General features: G+C 59.6%; 13 protein-coding genes and 1 pseudogene. 9 read left to right on the top strand and 5 right to left on the bottom strand.

Going from position 1 to position 16969, the window contains the following annotated elements; all coding sequences use genetic code 11:
* Positions 1 to 121 precede the first annotated feature (121 nt).
* The 7 genes from H0W47_RS11040 (at position 122) to H0W47_RS11010 (ending at position 8657) form a co-directional block, all read left to right on the top strand.
* Complete coding sequence (locus tag H0W47_RS11040) at positions 122 to 1018, top strand: branched-chain amino acid ABC transporter permease (protein WP_296924241.1); 897 nt, start codon at positions 122 to 124, stop codon at positions 1016 to 1018.
* 62 nt (positions 1019 to 1080) lie between these two features.
* Positions 1081 to 2157, top strand: coding sequence for a branched-chain amino acid ABC transporter permease (locus H0W47_RS11035; RefSeq protein WP_296924239.1), 1077 nt, complete (start codon positions 1081 to 1083; stop codon positions 2155 to 2157).
* Between the two features lie 175 nt (positions 2158 to 2332).
* Positions 2333 to 3163, top strand: coding sequence for an ABC transporter ATP-binding protein (locus H0W47_RS11030; protein ID WP_296924237.1), 831 nt, complete (start codon positions 2333 to 2335; stop codon positions 3161 to 3163).
* Positions 3160 to 3957 (top strand): ABC transporter ATP-binding protein, encoded by a 798-nt coding sequence (locus H0W47_RS11025; protein ID WP_296924235.1) that lies wholly within the window; start codon positions 3160 to 3162, stop codon positions 3955 to 3957. The genes H0W47_RS11030 and H0W47_RS11025 overlap by 4 nt, the downstream gene beginning before the upstream one ends.
* A 204-nt stretch (positions 3958 to 4161) precedes the next feature.
* Positions 4162 to 6018 carry a long-chain fatty acid--CoA ligase gene (locus H0W47_RS11020; protein WP_296924233.1) on the top strand — a complete coding sequence of 619 codons (1857 nt, stop codon included), beginning with the start codon at positions 4162 to 4164 and terminating at the stop codon, positions 6016 to 6018.
* A 51-nt stretch (positions 6019 to 6069) separates the two neighbouring features.
* Positions 6070 to 7299: an ABC transporter substrate-binding protein gene (locus tag H0W47_RS11015; protein WP_296924231.1), complete on the top strand. Its 1230-nt coding sequence runs from the start codon at positions 6070 to 6072 to the stop codon at positions 7297 to 7299.
* A 200-nt stretch (positions 7300 to 7499) separates the two neighbouring features.
* Positions 7500 to 8657, top strand: a complete 1158-nt coding sequence (locus H0W47_RS11010) for an ABC transporter substrate-binding protein (RefSeq protein ID WP_296924229.1) — start codon at positions 7500 to 7502, stop codon at positions 8655 to 8657.
* A 122-nt stretch (positions 8658 to 8779) separates the two neighbouring features.
* On the opposite strand, the gene H0W47_RS11005 is transcribed toward H0W47_RS11010, so the two are convergent.
* Positions 8780 to 10939, bottom strand: coding sequence for a prolyl oligopeptidase family serine peptidase (locus H0W47_RS11005; protein ID WP_296924227.1), 2160 nt, complete (start codon positions 10937 to 10939; stop codon positions 8780 to 8782).
* 160 nt (positions 10940 to 11099) lie between these two features.
* On the opposite strand from H0W47_RS11005, the gene H0W47_RS11000 reads away from it, so the two are divergent.
* Positions 11100 to 11756, top strand: a complete 657-nt coding sequence (locus tag H0W47_RS11000; RefSeq protein ID WP_296924225.1) for a response regulator transcription factor — start codon at positions 11100 to 11102, stop codon at positions 11754 to 11756.
* A 68-nt stretch (positions 11757 to 11824) separates the two neighbouring features.
* The gene (locus H0W47_RS10995) at positions 11825 to 13189 is read left to right on the top strand and encodes a HAMP domain-containing sensor histidine kinase (RefSeq protein WP_296924223.1); all 1365 of its coding nucleotides are present in this window, start codon (positions 11825 to 11827) and stop codon (positions 13187 to 13189) included.
* On the opposite strand, the gene H0W47_RS10990 is transcribed toward H0W47_RS10995, so the two are convergent.
* The 4 genes and pseudogenes from H0W47_RS10990 to H0W47_RS10975 form a co-directional block, all read right to left on the bottom strand.
* A complete protein-coding gene (locus H0W47_RS10990) occupies positions 13174 to 13668 on the bottom strand; it encodes a thioesterase family protein (RefSeq protein ID WP_296924222.1) in 495 nt (164 codons plus the stop codon). The genes H0W47_RS10995 and H0W47_RS10990 overlap by 16 nt on opposite strands.
* Entirely contained in the window at positions 13665 to 14816 is a 1152-nt protein-coding gene (locus H0W47_RS10985; protein ID WP_296924220.1) for an acyl-CoA dehydrogenase family protein, read from the bottom strand. Before H0W47_RS10985 ends, H0W47_RS10990 begins: the two co-directional genes overlap by 4 nt.
* Complete coding sequence (locus H0W47_RS10980; protein WP_296924218.1) at positions 14813 to 16777, bottom strand: biotin carboxylase N-terminal domain-containing protein; 1965 nt, start codon at positions 16775 to 16777, stop codon at positions 14813 to 14815. Before H0W47_RS10980 ends, H0W47_RS10985 begins: the two co-directional genes overlap by 4 nt.
* Positions 16774 to 16969, bottom strand: a pseudogene (locus H0W47_RS10975) (enoyl-CoA hydratase/isomerase family protein); the annotation flags it as partial. The pseudogene H0W47_RS10975 and the gene H0W47_RS10980, both read right to left, overlap by 4 nt.

Genomic DNA, 16969 nt, shown 5'->3' with positions numbered 1-16969 from the left:
AATGCAGCTCATGATCACTCCCGTCAGATTTCAGTCAGAAACAAAGGCGTGTTCCGCGCCTGTCAATCAATGCCTATTTTTACCAAGCGGTCGCTTTGTAAAAATTTATTGTGGAGTAAAAGTGCAGTTATTGCAATTGATCATCAGCGGCATCGCGCAAGGCTGTATTTACGGCTTGATTGCCCTGGGTTTTGTCCTGATCTACAAGGCCACCGAGACGGTGAGCTTTGCCCAGGGCGAGCTCATGATGCTGGGCGCCTTCGGTGGGCTGGCCTGCATGACCATGCTGGGCTTCCCCTTCTGGCTTTCCATCCTCAGCGCCATCGCCGGTATGGCCCTGTTCGGGGTGCTGCTGGAGCGGGTGGTGATACGGCCCATCCTGGGCCAACCGGCATTTTCCATCGTGATGCTGACCATTGGCGTGGGCTACGTCGCGCGTGGGCTGATCACCATGATCCCCGGCATAGGCACGGAAACCCACACCCTGCCCGTGCCCTACAAAGACATGATCTGGCAGATCGGCGGCGACGCCAACGCCCGGGGCGCCCTGATTCTCAATGTTGAGCAGATGGCTGTCATTGGCACCACCGCCGTGTTGTGTCTGATTTTGTTCGCACTGTTCAAGCACAGCAAGCTGGGCATTGCCATGCAGGCGTCCTCGCAAAACCAGCTCGCCGCCTACTACATGGGTATCCCGGTCAAGCGGCTCAATGGTCTGGTCTGGGGTCTCGCCGCCGCAGTCGCCGCCATTGCCGGCCTGCTGCTCGCGCCGATTACCTTTGTGCACGCCAACATGGGCTTCATTGGGCTGAAGGCTTTCCCGGCGGCCGTGGTCGGCGGCTTCGGCAGCCTGCCCGGCGCGATTGTGGGCGGCCTCGTCATCGGCATCGTTGAATCGCTGGCCGGCTTTTACGCCCCTGACGGGATCAAGGATGTGGCCGCCTACATCGTGGTGCTGATCATGTTGATGGTCAAACCCAACGGATTGTTCGGCGAGAAATTGCGGAAAAAAGTCTGACCATGGGCTTGCAACTTTTCCTCGTGCCAGCGGCGACCTTCTTTTTCGAACAGAACTAAAACATGCGCTTTATATTCAAGACCGACTACGGGCAGGACATCAATCTTGCCAAACACGGCGGCCATGTCTTCTGGTACAGCGCCTTGGTGCTGCTGCTGGTGGCTGCGCCTTGGATCTTTGCGGAGTACTGGCTGGCACAGCTGACCTTCATCCTGATTTATTCGATCGCCGGCCTGGGCTTGATGCTGCTGGCCGGGTTCACAGGCCTGTTCTCGCTGGGGCACGCGGCTTTCCTCGGGGTGGGCGCCTACACCCAGGCGGTGATGACCAATGCCGGCGTGCCCTTCCCGATTGCACTGGCGTGCGCGGCGGGGCTGTCCGCTTCTGTGGGACTGGTCGTCGGGCTGCCGGCGCTGCGCGTCAAGGGCATCTATCTCGGTATCGCCACCCTGTCTTTCGGCTTCATCGTCGAAGAAGTGTTTGCGCGCTGGGAGTCTGTTACCGGCGGCAACTCGGGCATTCATATCAAGGCACCCGATATCTTTGGCTGGAATCTGAACAGCGGCGAAGAGTTTTATTTTCTATGTCTGGTGCTCACCATTGCATCGACGCTGGCCATCCTGAACCTCTTGCGCTCGCCCACCGGCCGGGCATTCGTCGCTATCCGCGACTCTGAAATTTCTGCGCAGAGCATGGGCATTCATCTGGCCCGCTACAAGACGCTCTCGTTTGCGCTGTCCGCCGCGCTCGCAGGCATTGCCGGGGCGCTCTACGCGCACAAGCTTCAGTTTATTTCGCCGGACCAGTTCAACATCCTGCAATCCATTGAGCTGCTGCTGCTGATCGTGGTCGGCGGTGTCGGGTCCGTGCATGGCGCTTTTTTGGGGGCGATCTTCCTTATTTCCATGCCGCAGGCTATCGCGCTGACCAAAGACTATTTGCCCGCCGCCATTGGTCAGGCACCGGGTCTGCAGGGTGTGGTCTACGGCATGGTGCTGATCGCCTTTGTGCTGTTTGAGCCGCTGGGTCTGTATGGCCGCTGGGTGAAAGTACGCACCTATCTGCAGACCTTTCCGTTTTACCGCAAGGGCATGTTCAAGCGTCAAAAGTCCTTCCAGAAATCGGACCGCCTGAAATGACCCCCCCGCTTTTCACACCGTGTAACACGCTGCCCCACAAGGCGGCCGCTGCGCCTGCGGCCGGGCATAGCCGGTTCCGCGGTTCCTGCTTGAAAGCGGGGGAATTCATTACTGCTTGCTGCTCCGGCGCATGGGATGGCCTTGCGGAAAGTTTTATGCTCCAAGGTATTCGTCCATGAATGATGTTCTGTTATCTGCAAGGAATCTCAGCGTCCGTTTTGGCGGCGTGCTGGCGGTCAACAACGTCAGCTTTGACGTCAAGCAAGGCGAAGTATTCACCCTGATAGGCCCCAACGGTGCGGGCAAGACCACGGTGTTCAACCTGATCAGCCGCATCTACACGCCGACCACCGGAGAGATCGACTACATGGGCGCGAGGCTGACCGACCAGCCGCCGCACAAGATCGCCGCGCTGGGCATTGCACGGACTTTCCAGAACATCGAACTGTTCGAACATGCGACGGTGCTGCACAACCTGCTGATCGGCCGCCACACACACCGGCAGACCGGTCTGTGGAGGGAGATTTTCTTCACGAAGAAAACCCGTGAAGCCGAAATGCAGGCGCGCGAAAAGGCCGAGCAGATCATCGACTTTCTGGACCTGCAGCACTACCGGGATTCCTATGTCGCCGGTCTGCCCTATGGCGTGCGCAAGGTGGTCGAACTGGCTCGGGCACTGTGCACCGAACCCAAGCTGCTGCTGCTGGACGAACCTTCCTCAGGTCTCAATGTAGAGGAAACCGACGACATGGCCTTCTGGATCCAGGACATCAAAAATGAGCTGGGCATCACGGTGTTGATGGTGGAGCATGACATGACGCTGGTGTCCAAGGTCTCTGACCGCGTGCTGGCCATGAACCAGGGCGAGGTCCTGGCCATGGGTACGCCGCGCGAAGTCCAGAACGACCCTGGCGTGATCGAGGCCTACCTGGGTTCCGTCGATGATGTGTCCTCGTTGCGCCGGCAACACAAGGCTGTCGATTTGCACACGGAGGTCCGCTCATGAGCGCCGCGCCCCCTCCGGTGACCGACCACCCCGTGCTCAAGCTGCTCAACGTTGAAAGCTCCTACGGCCCCATCAAGGCGATACGGGGTGTCAGCCTGCAGGTGCGACGCGGTGAAATTGCCACCGTGCTGGGCTCCAACGGCGCCGGCAAATCCACCATTCTGAAAACCATCTCCGGCATCATTGACCCACGCAAGGGCTCGATCGAGTTCAAGGGTGGCAACATCACCGCCCAGGATCCCGCTTATATCGTGCAACAGGGCCTGAGTCATGTACCGGAGGGTCGCGAGGTGTTCCCGCTGCTCAGCGTGCGCGACAACTTGCTCATGGGCGCCTACACCCGCAAGGACCGCGACGGTGTGAACCGGGATATTGAGGCGGTGTATGGCTACTTTCCCATCCTGCGTGAACGCTCGCTGCAGGACGCCGGCCTGCTGTCTGGCGGACAGCAGCAGATGCTGTCAATCTCGCGCGCGCTGATGGCCTCGCCCGACCTGATCCTGCTGGACGAACCCAGCCTGGGCCTGTCCCCCAAGCTGACCAAAGAGATTTTCGAGATCGTGGTGCGCATCAACCGTGAGCGCGGCACCACCATCCTGCTGGTCGAGCAGAACGCCAACATGGCCCTGAACGCCTCTGACTACGGCTACGTGCTGGAGAACGGCCGCATCGTGATGGAAGACACCTGTGCCCGCCTGCGGGAAAAGGAAGACATCAAGGAGTTCTATCTGGGCATGAAGGAAGACGGCGTGCGCAGCGAGCGCCGCTGGAAGAAGAAAAAAACATGGCGGTAACCAGGACGCCCCCCCAAGCGGCCTTCGGCCGCCCCGAACAGCCGCCAGAGGCGGCAGCTCTTCGGGTCCGTCCAAGCCTGCGTCAGCAGGCTTGGAGCCGCGGCCCTCAGCCCCCACTGGGGGACGCCACTGGCGGCCCGGCAAAGCCGGTTCCGCGGCGGCCTGGAATTTATTCAACTGTCGCCTCTGGCCGTGGAGCTCGAAATGTCTAATCTTTGGGATCTCTCCCACATCCAACCTGAGACCCGTGTAGTGCTTGAAGGCGAAACCATTCCCGAACTGTTCTGGAACGGCGTGGCGCAGCGCCAGGACAAGGTTTGGATGCGCCAGAAAAAACTCGGCATCTGGCGCAGCTGGTCCTGGAACCAGACCGGTGAAGCCGTGCGGGAAGTTTCCGCAGGACTGATCAGCCTGGGTTTTGCACCAGGCGAGTGTGCGTCAGTTCTCTCCAACACCGTCATCGAGTGGGTCCTCGCCGACCTGGCCATTCTCAGCTGCGGTGGGGTGGCAAACGGGATTTACCCCACAGATGCGGCATCGCAGGTGCAGTATCTGTGCGCAGACTCGCGCACCACCGTCCTTTTTGTCGAAGACGACGAGCAGCTCGACAAGGCCCTTGAAGTGCGCAGCCAGCTCCCTGGCCTGCGAAAAATCGTGGTCTTCGACATGGAAGGTCTGCGCGATCTGAATGACGCCGATGTGATCGGCCTGGCCGCCTTGCGCGCCCTGGGCCGCGACCATCTGGCGCAGCATCCCGATGCGGTTGATACGCGCGTCAAGGCTTGCAGGCCTGACGACCTGGCCATTCTGGTTTACACCTCCGGCACCACCGGCAAGCCCAAAGGCGCCATGCACAGCCACAAGGGACTTGTATTTACCGCGCGCGGCTACAACACGCTGGTGGCTCAGGACGAAAACGACGAGCGCATGTGCTTTCTGCCGCTGTGTCACATCGCCGAGCGCATGGGCGGTGAGTATTTTGCGCTGTACACCGGTGCCAAACTCAACTTTGTTGAAAATCCCGAAACCATTCCGGAAAACGTGCGTGAAATCGCGCCGACGGTCTTCACCGCAGTGCCGCGCGTTTGGGAGAAGTTTTATTCGGGCGTGATGATCTCGCTCAAGGAAGCCAGCCGCTTGCAACAGGCCGCCTACGCATGGGGCATTGGCGTGGGTAGCGAGATCGCCGACCTGGTCATGGCCGGCAAACCCGTGAGCGGGGTGCTGAAACTCAAGTTCACGATTGCCCGCTGGATCGCGCTGGACAACGCGCGCAAGCTGATCGGCATTCACAGGGCCCGTTTCTGCGTCACGGGTGCTGCACCCATTTCGCCGGAACTGGTCAAGTGGTACATGTCTCTGGGCGTTCCGATGCTGGAAGTCTGGGGCATGACAGAGACTTGCGGCGCTTCAACCGGCGTGCCCGCAAGCCGCATGAAGCCTGGCTCCATCGGTCCGGCAGCCGGCTACAACGAGATGAAGCTGGACCCAGCGACCGGAGAAATCCTGGTGCGCGGCCCCAATGTCTTCATGGGCTACCTGAACCTGCCCGAAAAAACTGCAGAGACCATCGATGCCGACGGCTGGCTGCACACCGGCGATGTCGGCCTGGTGGACGAAGACGGTTTTTACCGCATCACCGACCGCATGAAAGACATCATCATCACGGCCGGTGGCAAGAACGTGACGCCTAGCGAGCTGGAAAACGAACTGAAATTTTCGCCCTACATCACCGACGCCGTGGTGATTGGGGACAAAAAGGCCTATCTCACGGTCATCATCATGATTGACCAGGAGAACGTGGAAAAGTTTGCACAGGACAGTGACATACCGTTCAGCAATTATGCGAGCCTGACCAAAGCGCCGCAAGTGCAGGAGCTGATCCAGGCCGAGATAGACCGCGTGAACAAGAAGTTTGCACGCGTTGAGCAAATCAAGAAATTTTTTCTGCTTGACACCCAGCTATCCGCTGAGGATGAAGAGCTCACGCCCACGATGAAGCTCAAACGCAAACTCGTGCAGCAAAAATACGCGCCTCAGATCGAGGCCATGTACCACTAGCTTCCCTCACCGCCCTTTTCCATCCCCTCATTCTTCATAGAAATGACCATCATGAAATTCAAATCAACCGCAACCCTGGTTGCTCTGACATTGGGCGCCAGCTTGGCTTTTGCTCAAACGCAGGGCGTGAGCAAGACTGAAATTACATTGGGCTCCATCCAGGACTTGTCAGGCCCGTTGGCGGGCTTCGGAAAACAGATCCGGCAGGGCATGATGATGCGCGTCGATGAGCTCAACGAGCAGGGCGGCGTGAACGGCCGCAAAGTCAATCTGCTTGTTGAGGACTCCGGCTACGACCCCAAGAAGGCCATCCTGTCCGCGCAAAAGCTGGTCAACCAGGACAAGATTTTCATGATGGTAGGGCACCTCGGCACCGCGCAAAATCTGGCCGCCATGCCGATCCAGTTCGAAAAAAACGTCATCAATTTCTTCCCCATCACGGCAGCCCGTGAGATGTATGAGCCCTTTCACAAGCTCAAGTACGCGTTTGCGGCGACATATTACGATCAACTCCGAATTGCCGCTCCCAAACTGGTGAAAGACAGAAACATCAAAAGTGCCTGCATCATTTACCAGGACGACGATTTCGGGCTGGAAGTGCTGCGTGGTGCCGAAGCCGGACTCAAGACCATAGGCATGGACTTTGTCGAGAAAACGTCGTTCAAGCGCGGCGCCACTGATTTTTCGTCCCAGGTTGCCAAGATGAAGGCTTCCGGCTGCGAGATGGTGGTCCTCGGCACCATCATTCGTGAAACCATTGGCACGATTGGCGAGTCACGCAAAACCGGCTTCAACCCCTTGTTTCTGGGCTCCAGCGCCGCCTACACCGACCTGATCCACAAGCTGGGCGGCAAGGCCATGGACGGCCTTTTCGCGACCATGACCTCGCAGAACCCCTACGTCGATGCGGCTGAACAACCGATTCGCCACTGGGCCAATAAATACAAGACCAAGTTCAACGAAGATCCGGCGGTGTTCTCTGTGTACGGCTATTCCGCGATCGATGCGTTTATTCGCGGTGCCCAGAAGGCCGGAACTGATCTGACGACAGAGAGCTTTATCAAGGCCATGGACACCATGGTGATTCCGCGCGACATGTTCGGCACCGCAGAATCAAGCTTCAGCTCCACCAAGCGCCTGGGCAATAACCTTTCTCGGCTGTCACAAATCCAGGATGGCCGCTGGAAAGTGGTGTCCGAGTATGTGGCGTTCAATGGTCTGCGCATGGTGCAGCAAAAGGACGGGAGTTTCAAGATCATGTCCGACCAATTCAAAAATTAAGGCACGCGCCGAACAGGCGTCCCGCGTCGGGTAAAACCCGACTAATTTCGAAGTGAAAAGGCCGCTCGTTCGAGAGCGGCCTATTTTTCGCCTTTCGCCATGCTAGGGACACACCTTACGTGAATACGCCAGCTTGACACAGCCGGGCGAACGTCAAGAATAGCGGGGTTGCAAGTACCTTCGTTTTACAGGAGACATTGATGAGATTCAAAACCACTCTGGCACTGGCCACCCTGGCACTCAGTTCCGGCATTTCCATGGCCCAGCAGGGCGTGAGCAAAACCGAAATTACCTTGGGCTCTATCCAGGATCTGTCCGGGCCTATTGCCGGCTTCGGCAAGCAGGCGCGGCTGGGCATGCTGCTACGCGTCGACGAAATCAACGAACAAGGCGGAATCAATGGCCGCAAGTTGAAAATCATCGTGGAAGACTCGGCCTATGACCCGAAGAAAGCCGTGCTGGCTGCACAGAAGCTGGTCAACCAGGACAAGATTTTCATGATGGTCGGCCACATCGGCACCGCGCAAAATCTGGCGGCCATGCCGGTGCAATTCGACAAGGAAGTTATCAATTTCTTCCCCATCACCGCAGCCCGCGAGATGTATGAACCGTTTCACAAGTTGAAATACTCCTTTGCGGCGACCTATTTTGACCAGATGCGCAATGCCACGCCAAAACTGGTGAAGGAAAAAAACATCAAGAAGGTCTGCACCATGTACCAGGACGACGAGTTCGGACTGGAAGTCATGCGCGGCGGTGAAGCTGGCCTGAAGGCCATTGGCATGGAGTTCGCAGAAAAAACATCGTACAAGCGCGGCGCCACCGACTTCTCCTCGCAGGTCGCCAAGATGAAGTCTTCTGGCTGCGAGATGGTGGTGCTCGGCACCATCATCCGCGAGACCATTGGCGCCATTGGCGAATCGCGCAAGACCGGTTTCAGCCCGCTCTTTCTGGGCTCAAGCGCGGCCTACACTGACCTGATTCACAAGCTTGGCGGCCCAGCCATGAACGGCCTGTATGCCACCATGACAGTGCAGAACCCCTATCTGGACGAGGCTTCACAGCCTATCCGTTTCTGGGCCAACAAGTACAAGACAAAGTTCAATGAAGACCCGACCGTCTTCTCGGTTTATGGCTACAACATCATCGACATCTTTGCCAAGGCAGCACAGAAGGCGGGCCCCAACCTGTCGACCAACAGCTTCATCAAGGTGATGGATACCATGGTGGTTCCACCCGACATGTTTGGCAGCGCAGAAGCCACTTATACGGCCACCAAGCGCCTCGGCAGCGACGCTTCGCGCCTGTCACAAATTACGGACGGAAAATGGAAACCCGTTTCCGAGTACTTCAAGTAGCCAGACGGCCACCCTTTGGAAAAAGCCACCCACGGGTGGCTTTTTTTATGCGCCTGTCAGCGGAAGTCATGGTGATGTGAGAAAACCTGCGCGCTTGAAATACGCGCATTTTGCTTACTCTTTTACTTTGGAGTGCTATTGCTTTTCAGGTTGTGCATCAAAAAGGTATAGAGCAGCGCTTCGCGCTCCGCCTGCAACTGAGGAGTTGCGACGCCTGAATGGCCTCCTTCCCGCGGCTCATAAAGCCATGCCGGATAACCCATGGCTTGCTGTTTGGCAGCCATCTTGCGGCCGTGTGCAGGATGCACCCTGTCGTCATTGCGATTGGTAATGAACAGGGTGGGAGGAAGCAGCAATCCCGGCCTCAGATTTTCGTATGGGCTATACCGGGCCAATACTGCCCAGTCCTCTGGTTTATCGGGATCACCGTACTCTTCTACCCAGGAAGGTCCGGCCAGTAGCCGTGTGTAGCGGCGCATGTCGGTCAACGGAACGCGGCTGACAACCGCGCCGAACAGTTCCGGACGCTGAACCATCACAGCACTGACGAGCAAGCCGCCGTTGCTCGCCCCATAAATGCCCAGCCTGGATGGTTGGGTCACCTTCGCGTCGACCAGTGCTTGAGCGACTGCCGCAAAGTCGTCGAATCCCGTTTGGCGCTTGGCGCCTTTTGCTGCCTGGGTCCAACCAGGTCCCAGCTCGCCGCCGCCGCGAATATGGGCAATCACATAGGTCCCCCCATATTCCAGCCAGTTGAGCAACGGAAAGCGTTGATACTCGGGCAAAACGGAAATGCCAAATCCCCCATAACCGAAAAGAAGGGTGGGCTGTCGCCCATCACGCGCTGCATCCTTTCGTTGGATGAGCGTATACGGGACCAGCGTACCATCGAGCGACTTGGCGTTGCCACGCTCGACGCGGTAAGGGCTGGCATCTGCCACAGGACCCTGTACGTGGATCTTGTCCAAGGCAAGGTTTGCAGTGTTCAGCACATACAGGCTTTGAGGCTCAAGAAAGCCCTGAAATAACAGCCATATTGCGTCGCCTTTGGCGTCCAGTTGCCACAGCCGGGCCAGCCCGAAGTCCGACAAACCCTGCACCTCACGCGGTGGCCGATCACCCAACAAATCATGAATGACGACACGGCTCTGCAGGTCGCGCAGCTCGTTGACTGCGATGTGATTTTCGGTAACAACGTACCCTTGCTGGGTCTTGCGTTCGCCCGCCTCGAACAACACACGGGGCACTCCAGTGCCCCGAATGAATTCTTCGTAATTCACCAGCAAAAGGCTGCCGGCTGAATATTGTCGATCCTTGTGCATCCATGCGGTGTGTGGCTCGATGACCAGGTGACCGCTGTGAGCCCGTGCTGTCGCCTCGGCAGGCAGCTCCAATGCCTTCAATTCCTTGCCATCCCAGGCGAAGTAGGTATATCTGAAAAAACTGATGCGACGTTTCACCAGAAGGCGTTTGGTGCCATCTGGTGCAATGTCGGCCCACCAATCCACACTTATATCCGTAGCTTCCGCGCTGAACAATGGCACAGCACTGCTCAGGGGGGTGCCGCGCTTCCACAATCGCAGTTCGCGCGGGTAACCACTGTCGGTCATGGTCCCGGGACCAAAATTGGTGGAAACCAATAGCTCATTCGCCGACCACCAGTACGTCCAACCTTTGGCTTCGGGTACTTCGAATCCGCCTGCGCCTGAAGCAACGAAACTGCGAGAGTTGAGGTCAAACTCCCGAACAACTGCAGCGTCGCTTCCGCCGCGGGTAAGACGTACCAGGGCGCGCACAGACTTTCTTTCCGGGTCCTGCAGCACTGCTGGCTGAACCTGCGCGCCAGCCCAGGTCCACTCCACCGGCTCGTTGCGGTTATAGCTGTCCAGATTGAGTAAAGTCTGCCACTCCGGGCGCGACTTGCGGTACTCATCCATCGTCGCCTGCCGCCACACACCTTTGGGTTGACTGGCCGTGCGAAAATGGTTGTAGACAACACCATCGACGCTACCGGGCATCTGAATATTGAACTCGCGTTGCGACAAGACGCGTAAATTGGCTTTGTAGCGTTCATCAAAGCCAGGCATCTTCCTGACCGACTCAAGCGTTCGCATACTTTGCTCATCTACCCATCTGGTTGCGTTCGGGTCCTGCAGGTTCTCCATCCCGATGTAGGGATCCGGCGCATCCTGCGCGAGTACACATCCCCACCACAGCAAACCTGCCAAACAGGCGTAGCCACGCAGAGCGGCCTTGCTGAACTTATTCCGACTGTGTTTCATTTTTATATTCCTGGCTGTTTCTGGGCGATGCCAGCCCTGCGGCTGAAGCAGCCCGTGCAGTATGAATGTCAAACCTTAAGCAATGCCAAAGATGACGTGTCCGGGGGTGGCCCCTGGCTGACTTCCCTCCTTTTCGGGGTTCAGCGGTCACAATCCTGCCATGCACATCTTGCTTATTGAAGACGACCTGGATTTGGGGCGGGCCCTCCAATCTGCACTCAAGGTGGAGGGGTTGACCAGCGAATGGCGGCGCCGGGCTGCTGATGCACCCCGGGGCGGCGATGCCAGCCTGGTGGATTGCATCCTGCTCGACTTGACGCTGCCCGATGGCAGCGGCCTTGACCTGTTGACACGCTGGCGACGGGAAGGCATCCAGGTGCCCATCATCGTCATCACTGCGCGCTCTGCAGTGGAAGATCGCCTGGCAGGGCTTGACGGTGGCGCGGACGACTTTGTGGTGAAACCCTTTGCCATTGCCGAGTTGATCTCCCGCATCCGGGCCGTATTGCGGCGCACGGCTCGCCAAGCCAGCGAAACGTGGACACTGGGGGACCTCGTCATCGAACCCCGCCGTCACCAAGCTCAGCGTTGCGGCGCGCCTCTCGAATTGTCCGGACGGGAATTCCAGCTACTGCTCGAACTCGCGCGCGAACCCGGTGCAGTCGTCGCCAAAGGCGTGCTGGCACAGAAACTCGATCCACTGGGTGAGCCGCTGAACTTCAGTGCCATCGAGGTGCATGTCTCTAACCTGCGTCGCAAGATTGGCGCTGAACGCATTCGTACGGTACGCGGCGTGGGTTACATGCCTGCGTCATGAACCCGTGGCTACAAAAGGCTCAGACCTTCCTGGTTGAACCCACGCTGGCTCGGCGCAGCGTCCTGACGGTGTTGCTGGCGTTTGTTCTGGTGTGGGCCGTGTTGCTGGGGTACATCTATGTCGAGGCCAAACAAACCATAGCCAACAACTCGGGTTTTCAGAAATTTGGCCATGCGCTGACTCTCGCGCTGACCGATGTGAATGACCGCGCGCAGGCAGCCTCCGTCGTTGCTGCAACAGCAGTATGGGTCAATATCCGTCGCCGGGAAACGGGCGTGTTGCCCGGTCATATCCTGTTCGAGCTGCTGGATCGCGATGGTCAACGAATCTACGCATCTGCAGCACTTGCGCTTCAGACACTGGACCACAGGCAAACACAACTGGCGGAGCAGGTGTTGCATGGCGAGACCTACCGTGTGTACCAGGGGGAGACACCGCAATGGAAATTGCGCATCGCAGAGCCCAAGCGCAGCGATGCAGACATCCTGGCCTATAACGGCCGTTTTATCCTGCCTTACCTATTGTTGGCGTTGCCGTTTGTGGTGCTGCCGGTTTCACTTTCGGTACGCCACGGCTTGCGGCCTCTGAAGGAATTGACTGCCCGTATTTCCCTGCGCAGTGCCAGCGACCTCGATCCCGTGAACTTCGAGGCCCGGCACCGCGAACTCAAACCTTTGGTGCACGCGCTTGACGCCATGCTGATCCAGCTGCGCCAGAAGGTGGAGCGCGAACGCGCATTTGTTCACGATGCCGCGCATGAAATCAGAACGCCGATGGCGGTAATTGCTGCCCAGGCGCATGCCTTGTCCAGAGCGACCAACAGCGAGGACCGTGAACGCGTGCAAGTTCACCTCGAACAGGCGATCGCACGCGCTTCCCACCTCACCCAGCAGTTGCTTGAGCTCGCATCGTTGGATGATGCGCAGCGCGCGGCGCCCAAACAGGTCGATGTCTCCCAACTCGTGCGGCAGATCATTGCGCAGGCCGCGCCGCAAGCCATGGCGCGCGGCATCGACCTGGCGCTTGACGCTCCCGACAGACTGACAGCGCTTCTCGATGTCCCAGCCTTCCAGTCAATTGTGGAGAACCTTCTCAACAATGCGTTGCGTTATGTGCAAAATGGCGCGCAAGTGGCTGTGACGCTAAGGGGCAGCGACAATGGTGATGTCAGCAGCCTCATGTTGTCCGTCGAAGACGACGGGCCCGGCATTCCCGCCGCAGACCGTCAACTTGTGTTCGAACGCTTTTACCGAGCTGCGGATACCGAAACACCGGGCTCAGGCCTGGGGTTAGCCATTGTCAAACAGGCTGCCATCCGGATGGGAGGGAGCGTGGCTGTTTCCTCCGGCCTGAAACACCGGGGAGCAGGATTTCACGTTTCTCTTCCGCTGGCGCGACAGCCACCGCACGCCTCTTCTCAGGAGACAATGTAAGCCCCGGCGCCGGTCGACAGCAGCTTGCCGTCGGCGCCGAGAAACTCCATGCGTGTGCTCGCCACCCGTGAGCCCAGGCGCATCACCTCGGCGCGTAGTTCGAAGTACTCGCCGATGCCCGGGCGCAAATAGTCCACACGCAAGTCGATGGTGCCGAGCTTGGCAAAGCGTTGCAGACGCTGCAGGGGCGATTCATTCATGTGGCGCGCGCCGATGGCCGCCATCACGGCCAGGCCACCCATCGCATCCAGCCCGGCACTGATGACACCGCCGTGGATGCGGTTGTGCGCATAGTGGCCGATCAGATGCTCGCCCATGATGATGCGCGCGGTGACCTGCTCTGGCTTGAGTGAAGTGATCTTCAGTCCGAGCACGCGGTTGAAGGAAATTTTTTCCTCAAAAAGCGTTTTCAGCCCGGTGATGAATTCAGGTTCGAAGTCGGCAGGCGATGCGATACGGGGTGAAGAGTCAGCTGTCATAGGCCCAATTGTCGTGCAGCCAGGTCTTTCATGATCTCTTCGGCGCCGCCGCCAATCATCATGACCTTCACCTCGCGGTAAATGCGTTCGCTTTTGGTGCCCCGCATGAAGCCCATGCCGCCCAGGATCTGCACCGCCTGGTCGGCGCAAAACTGCATGGTTTGCGTCGCATGGTTCTTCAGCATGCAGACCTGCGCCACCCAGTCAGCGCCCTGGTCACCGGCATCGGCGCGGTCCGCCAGCACATCCACCCAGGCCTGGGTGGAAGCGATGCGCATCTGCATGTCCACCAGCTTGTGCCGGATCACCTGCTTGTCTGTCAGCAGGCTGCCAAAGGTCTTGCGCTGGCGTGCCCAGTCCAGGGCTTCGTCGTAACAGGCTTGCGCAAAGCCCAGCGCCGCTGCAGACATGGCCACGCGTTCACCGTTGAAGTTGCCCATGATGATCTTGAAGCCGCTGCCCTCTTCGCCGAGCAGGTGGCTGGCCGGGACCCGCACGCCGTCAAACCGCAGGTGCGCCGTGTCGGAGCACCACCAGCCCATTTTCTCGAGCCGGCTGCGTGTCAGCCCCGGACTGTCGCCAGGCACCAGCAGCATGGAGATGCCACCCGAACCTTTGCTGTCGCCAGTGCGCACCGCCACCGTGATGAAGTCGGCACGCATGCCCGAGGTGATGAAAACCTTCTCGCCGTCGATCACATAGTCCGCACCATCACGCCGTGCGGTGGTGCGCAAGGCCGCCACGTCAGAGCCGCCACCGGGCTCGGTGATCGCCAGCGCCGCAATCTTCTCCCCACGCAGCACTTGCGGAATCACCGCCTGTTGCAGCGTCGCTGATCCATGCGCCAGCACCGGCGGCAGGCCGATGTTGTGCGAGAACAGGCTGGCCAGCACCCCGCCGCTGCCACCATAACGGCACAGCGCCAAGGTCATCGCGTTGCGCAGCCGCCAGGATGCCGGGGTGCCGCCCAGCGCTTCCGGGTAACCCAGAGCCAGCAGCCCCAGTTCAGCCGCCTGGCGATACAGGGCGCGCGGAAACTCACCGGCGTCGTCCCACTGCCCGACATGAGGCGCGATCTCGCGTTGGGCAAACCGTTTGACCGACGCCGTGATGTCAGCTCCTGTGTCCTGTTCCATCAAAGAATTCATGCTTTGAATCTCAGCAAAACCTGGCCCGGCGCCGTCTGCTGGCCGGGCTGCACCGCAACCATGTCCACGATGGCATCGTGCGCCGCACAGACCGCATGTTCCAGCTTCATCGACTCGATGACCAGCAGCGTGTCGCCGCGCTTGACCGATTCGCCAGCAGCCACCTTGACGGCGATCACTTTGCCATTGAAAGGCGCCTTCAACTCCGCAGCCTGGCTACCTGAGGCGATCTCGGTCGCAGGCTCAAAACTCGCATCTCTCAGCCAGACGTCGGTGGCGCCGACCTGCACATGCCAGCGCCCATCGGCCACTCGGCATGCCTGCACCGTCTGGCTCAGGCCGTCCACCGTGACACGCATCCGGCCGTTGCTGCCACGCGCGCAGGTGGCGGCGTGCTGCTGCGCGCCCGACACCACGTCCAGCCCACCCGCTCCGGTTTCCGTCACGCTGATGGTCAGTACCAGCTCGTCATGCACCACGCGCAAGGCCTTGCCGAAAGGACAGGGCAAGGCCTGCGCAGCGCCGGCAGCCGCACCATGGAAGTTCATCCCGATTGCAGCGGGCAGCAAGGCTTGCGCCTGCTGATCCTTCAGGGTTTGCCGGATGCTGTCGCCATGTTGTGCCAGAAAGGGAATCAACGCCTCACCGGCGCGAAACACCGGGTGCGCCAGGCATGCCGCCAGAAATGCACGGTTGGTGGGCAGCCCCAGCACCTGCGTGTTGGCCAGCGCCGAGATCATCTTCTCAATGGCTTCGTGTCGGCTGACACCATGAACAATGAGTTTGCCCAACATCGAGTCGTAAAAAGGCGTGACTTCACCACCGGCCTGCAGCGCATGGTCAAAACGCGCAGTCCCCGGCTCGGTGAAATGCTGGACGCGTCCGGCATGCGGCGCGAAATTGTCGTCCTCGGCGCACAGGCGCACCTCAATGGCGTGCCCGCGAAAAACCACGTCCTCCTGGCACAGTGGCAGCGCCTGGCCCTGGGCAATGCGCAGTTGCCACTCGACCAGGTCGAGGCCTGTGACCGCTTCAGTCACCGGATGCTCCACTTGCAGCCGGGTATTCATCTCCATAAGAAAAAAATCACCGCTCTCATCGAGCAGAAACTCCACCGTGCCGGCGCCCACGTAGCCGGCCGCCTGTGCCAGCGCCACCGCGCAGGCTCCCATGCGTTCACGCAAGTCAGCGTTCACTGCGGGGCTCGGCGACTCCTCAACCAGTTTCTGGTGGCGCCGTTGCACAGAGCAGTCGCGCTCACCCAGATGAATGCAATGGCCGTGCGCATCGGCAAACACCTGCACTTCCACATGGCGCGGCTGCAGCAGTGCTCGTTCGAGCAATAACTCGTCGCTGCCGAAGGACGACAGTGCTTCCGAGCGGGCGCTGGTCAGCGCCGCCTGCAGCAGAGACGGCTCCTGCACCAGGCGCATGCCCCGCCCACCGCCCCCGGCCGTGGCCTTGACCATCACCGGGTAGCCGATGCGATCAGCTTCGGCGGTAAAGCGGGTGTCAGACTGGTCCGCGCCCTGGTAACCGGGCAGGCAAGGAACGCCCCTTTGCAGGGCCAGTGCCTTGGCGCTGGCCTTGTTGCCCAGTGCGCGAATCGCCGCTGGCGGCGGCCCGACCCAGATCAGGCCGGCATCGACAATAGCCTGCGCAAAGTCGGCGTTTTCACTCAGGAAGCCGTATCCCGGGTGCACCGCGTCCGCGTCCGATGCTTTCGCCGCTGCCAGCAGTTTGTCAATGCGCAAATAAGAGTCCGCCGAGAGCGTGCCACCCAGCGCCACCGCACTGCTTGCCTCCTGCACATGCAGGGCCTGTGCGTCTGCATCGGAATACACGGCCACGCTGGCGATGCCCATGCCGTTTGCGGTACGCATGATGCGGCGGGCGATCTCGCCGCGGTTGGCGATCAGGAGGCGGCTTATGGTGGTGGTGGCCGGGGTCGCGGTACTCATGCTGCCCATCCGGGTTTGCGCTTTTGCGCAAAGGCCGCCAAGCCTTCGGTGGCCTCGGGGCTGCGCAGATTCGCTACAAATTTGATAGCTGCTCGCGCAGGTAAATCCTGGGCTGGAGGCTGATTCAGCATGTAAAGCAAAGCCTTGGTGTGGGCTACGGCACCCGGGGCGGCGCGGCGCAGTACGCCGATG

Source organism: Polaromonas sp., from assembly GCF_013817205.1.
Lineage (GTDB): Bacteria > Pseudomonadota > Gammaproteobacteria > Burkholderiales > Burkholderiaceae_C > Polaromonas.
This window is presented reverse-complemented; position numbering and strand designations above follow the sequence as displayed.

Bases quoted from the DNA above. Each gene is read 5' to 3' on its own strand.
- H0W47_RS11035 (WP_296924239.1), top strand. From the start codon at position 1,081: ATGCGCTTTATATTCAAGACCGACTACGGGCAGGACATCAATCTTGCC.
- H0W47_RS11030 (WP_296924237.1), top strand. From the start codon at position 2,333: ATGAATGATGTTCTGTTATCTGCAAGGAATCTCAGCGTCCGTTTTGGC.
- H0W47_RS11025 (WP_296924235.1), top strand. From the start codon at position 3,160: ATGAGCGCCGCGCCCCCTCCGGTGACCGACCACCCCGTGCTCAAGCTG.
- H0W47_RS11020 (WP_296924233.1), top strand. From the start codon at position 4,162: ATGTCTAATCTTTGGGATCTCTCCCACATCCAACCTGAGACCCGTGTA.
- H0W47_RS11015 (WP_296924231.1), top strand. From the start codon at position 6,070: ATGAAATTCAAATCAACCGCAACCCTGGTTGCTCTGACATTGGGCGCC.
- H0W47_RS11010 (WP_296924229.1), top strand. From the start codon at position 7,500: ATGAGATTCAAAACCACTCTGGCACTGGCCACCCTGGCACTCAGTTCC.
- H0W47_RS11005 (WP_296924227.1), bottom strand. From the start codon at position 10,939: ATGAAACACAGTCGGAATAAGTTCAGCAAGGCCGCTCTGCGTGGCTAC.
- H0W47_RS11000 (WP_296924225.1), top strand. From the start codon at position 11,100: ATGCACATCTTGCTTATTGAAGACGACCTGGATTTGGGGCGGGCCCTC.
- H0W47_RS10990 (WP_296924222.1), bottom strand. From the start codon at position 13,668: ATGACAGCTGACTCTTCACCCCGTATCGCATCGCCTGCCGACTTCGAA.
- H0W47_RS10985 (WP_296924220.1), bottom strand. From the start codon at position 14,816: ATGAATTCTTTGATGGAACAGGACACAGGAGCTGACATCACGGCGTCG.
- H0W47_RS10980 (WP_296924218.1), bottom strand. From the start codon at position 16,777: ATGAGTACCGCGACCCCGGCCACCACCACCATAAGCCGCCTCCTGATC.